Source organism: uncultured Thiodictyon sp., assembly GCA_903837595.1.
Classification (GTDB): Bacteria; Pseudomonadota; Gammaproteobacteria; order Chromatiales; family Chromatiaceae; genus Thiodictyon.
On sequence record CAILVI010000525.1, the window covers coordinates 1 to 3,172 of the forward strand.

The following is a 3,172-nucleotide window of genomic DNA, read 5'->3' on the forward strand; positions in this document are numbered from 1 at the left end:
GGTCGACCTTCAGGCCGACTGGGAGCGCCGCACCCCAGTGCGGCGAGACCTCGCAAACACTCTCAACACCACGGTTTACGGCGAGGCCGGGCCGCACTGGGGTGCGGCGCTCCCAGCGACAGGGCGCTTCGCGCCTGATGCATCAGTGGCCGGAACGATGATCGAGCCCTGCGCGCCGCCAGCGGGCTATGCTGGTCCGGCCGTAGTAATCAGTGCGCGGACGTACTGGCCGCATGCGTCTTTGCAATCGTGGCCTTATTTTTCAGGATCACAGCGACGATCTGCCGTGCGAGCGCGTCGATGCCGGCGCGCGATTGCGCCTGATTGATCACAAATTTCGCGGCAACGACATAGGGGTCCCAACCCACCGGCGGTCCTTGACCCGGCAGCGCCTCGGTCGTGCCGAAGACCACCAACGGGGAATCGGGGTTGACCGCCAGATCGGCCACGCTGACGGTGACTTGCGTATTGGGGGCCGGCGGCGCACCGCTGACTGCCGCCGGCAGCGGCCCATGGTGGCCTCGCGCATCAGTGGCATAGAACTGCCCCCGCACCAGCCAGCCGGCCCTGGGCAGCGGGCGGCCCGGCGGCAGCGGCTGCGCAGAAACCCCGGAAGCGATGAAGGCGGTGACGATGGCCTGCGACAGTTCTGCCGCATTCCCAGAGGTCTTTACTGATCGCCGCCGCGACTCGAGGCCGGTCAGTGGCCCGCCCCTGGCAGAGCCTGGCGCCATGCCGGACTGGAAGTCTTCGACATAGACCATCTCAGGCGTCCTTGCCGGCCCCTGAGGCGGTTCTTTCGCGGCGACGCTGGCGGCGGCAAAAAACAGCAGCATCAGGGACAGTCGGTAGAGTGCGCTGATTTTCATCCAGTAGTCTCCTTCGGATAAATTATCTCGAGCTTGGCTCCCATTATCCTGGTTCCCTTTACCCCCTGCACGCTCCGCCCTACCGGGCTGGGATCGCCGTCGGCGTCCGCAGCCGCGCATAGATCTCGGCCAGGGCATCCGCGGCTGCCGCCACCGCAAGGAAGATGAGGATGAACGTTGGCGCGCCGTAATGACCAAACCCGAGCCACACCCCCAGCCATCCGATAATAATCCAGTGGATGACGTAGATTGCCGTGACATTCCTGCTCCAGCGGGTGACCGTCACCATAAGCATTGCGGGGAGCGCGACCGACCGGGTCAAGAAATACCAGAGACCGATCCAGAACAGGGTGAAGAGCAGAAATAGGGAGCCGACGATCAGGTCGTGATGGTAATAGCCCGGTCCGTCCAACTCGATCGGCATGCGAAAGACCTCGGTGGTCACGTAGTACAGGGCGATGGCAAGGACCAGGGAGACGGGCAGCAGCGCCCCGTAAAAGGCAGTCTTGTCGGTCGCACGGATGAGGAAGGTCGCGAAGACATACCCTGCCAACGGGTAAATGATCCAGGTGAGGAAGGGGAAGAAGGATTGTGGTCCGGAGCCCCAGATGAGGCCGGTCGTGGCCGCTGCCGCCAAGCCCTGGACTTGGACCCCGAGCAGTTGGCTGTTCGCCAGGCCGAAGGCGATGCCCAGCGCGATGAGCAGCAACGCGGGGGGTTGCGGTGTGATCGCCTTGATCGCCCCGAAGAACATTAGCGTGAGCCCGGCGAATTGCAGTATGTCGTTAATGAATATCGCGTCGAGGGGAGACGATGGGAGGGGAAATGGCCGTCCCAGCCAGTCCGCGACATAGGCCGGGAGGCCGATGTAGGCCAGACTCAGCACATAGCCGAGCGCCAGCAGCCGGAGACCCCGGTTGAGCAGCTCTCGCGGCGTGCCCTTGCGGGAGTAGACCAGTCCGGCACCCAGGAGGAACATGAATACCGGGGCGGCTGGAGGGCTGCCGAGAAAGTCGATGACCGTGCCAAGCGGCGATTCTTTGAACACCGGGTCGCCGAACTCCATCAAGGTATGGACGGCGATCATGAAAAGCACCGCCAGGCCGCGGGTGATGTCGAGTTCCAACTGCCGGCCGGAATTGACAGGGGTGTCGGAGAAGAAGGGTTTCATGGCGTGGTATTCTTAGATGTGTGTCGCTTTCACTTTAACTTGACAGTGACGAAAAAGGCTTGATCTCTTTGGCTAATGGCTGACACGATATGTGGGGAATTCTCTTCGGTATGCGTGTGATCTTGGGAGTGGATTTTGGTGCGACGTATAACGTTCAGGTGAAGCTGCGTGTGTCCGTAGGATGCCGGAGCTCTGCGACGACCGTGAAGGTGCGCCTTACGTTGTCCCCAATAGTTAGGCGATCCTGCCATCGGCTCTCACGGTAAATTTTTTGACCAAGTTACCCTGCTGACCCCTTTCCGCGGTTGGGCTTCAATTTAGACGCTCACTTCCTAGCAAGAGAGACTTCAATGGCTGTCATCTTTTCGCCATAAAAGAGTGGATTCGTAGGAATAATTCCGAGAGTGCCTGACTCGCCAATGGATATCGTGGATTCCCGATCTAGGGGCACAAGAATCTCGGCGTTCTCGGTAGCAGAGAATTTGTTACCTTCAGTGAGAGTGATCCCCTTGGCTTTCGGGTAAGAAATCCACAGTCTGACTAGATTTGATTCGAATGGCCGGTCTGCATCGAGCTTCACGCCGACATTCTGGGAAGCGAAGAGAGTTGTGTGCCCAGCAGTCACCAGAATGCGGGCCATTGACGCTTTGGTTGGTTCGACAGACGTTCTTGGCGCAAGCAAGAGTGTCAGAACAGAAATTGCTGCTCCGGCAAAGACCAGTACTCTCGCCCATGCAGGGTACGAGCCGGCGAATCTGAGAATGCTCTCGATGGTTTCCATGACGGGCCACTGAATGATGGGGGGTATTGGGGCTTAACGCAACCTGTGGTCGCCCTGTGGATCGTTTTAAAAAAATTTGTTGACAGCGCATGGGGGGTCACAGCACATGGGGGGTCAGGTCTTGCAATCACCCATTGCGTGATTGCAAGACCTGCCCCCGTTCCGCAATCACATAATCCGTTATTGCATCACTTGACCCAGTTCCCCGGGGAGAAACCGTTGTCTGTCCCCTATTGCCCACCTATTGCCCATTGTCTGTCCCCTATTGCCCACTGGGAGCGCCGCACCCCAGTGCGGCCCGGCCTCGCCGTAAACCGTGGTGTTGAGAGTGTTTGCGAGGTCTCGCCGCAC

At 59.9% G+C, this 3,172-nt stretch carries 3 protein-coding genes; all 3 read right to left on the reverse strand.

Annotated elements, in window-relative coordinates; all coding sequences use genetic code 11:
- Positions 1 to 209: 209 nt before the first annotated feature.
- The 3 genes from QZY44_RS31985 to QZY44_RS31995 all read right to left on the reverse strand — a co-directional run bounded on the left by QZY44_RS31985 (position 210) and on the right by QZY44_RS31995 (position 2,821).
- A complete protein-coding gene (locus tag QZY44_RS31985; protein ID WP_295457145.1) occupies positions 210 to 869 on the reverse strand; it encodes a hypothetical protein in 660 nt (219 codons plus the stop codon).
- A gap of 79 nt (positions 870 to 948) precedes the next feature.
- Complete coding sequence (locus QZY44_RS31990; protein ID WP_295457149.1) at positions 949 to 2,040, reverse strand: acyltransferase family protein; 1,092 nt, start codon at positions 2,038 to 2,040, stop codon at positions 949 to 951.
- A 325-nt stretch (positions 2,041 to 2,365) separates the two neighbouring features.
- Positions 2,366 to 2,821 carry a hypothetical protein gene (locus QZY44_RS31995; protein ID WP_295457152.1) on the reverse strand — a complete coding sequence of 152 codons (456 nt, stop codon included), beginning with the start codon at positions 2,819 to 2,821 and terminating at the stop codon, positions 2,366 to 2,368.
- Between the last annotated feature and the right edge of the window lie 351 nt (positions 2,822 to 3,172).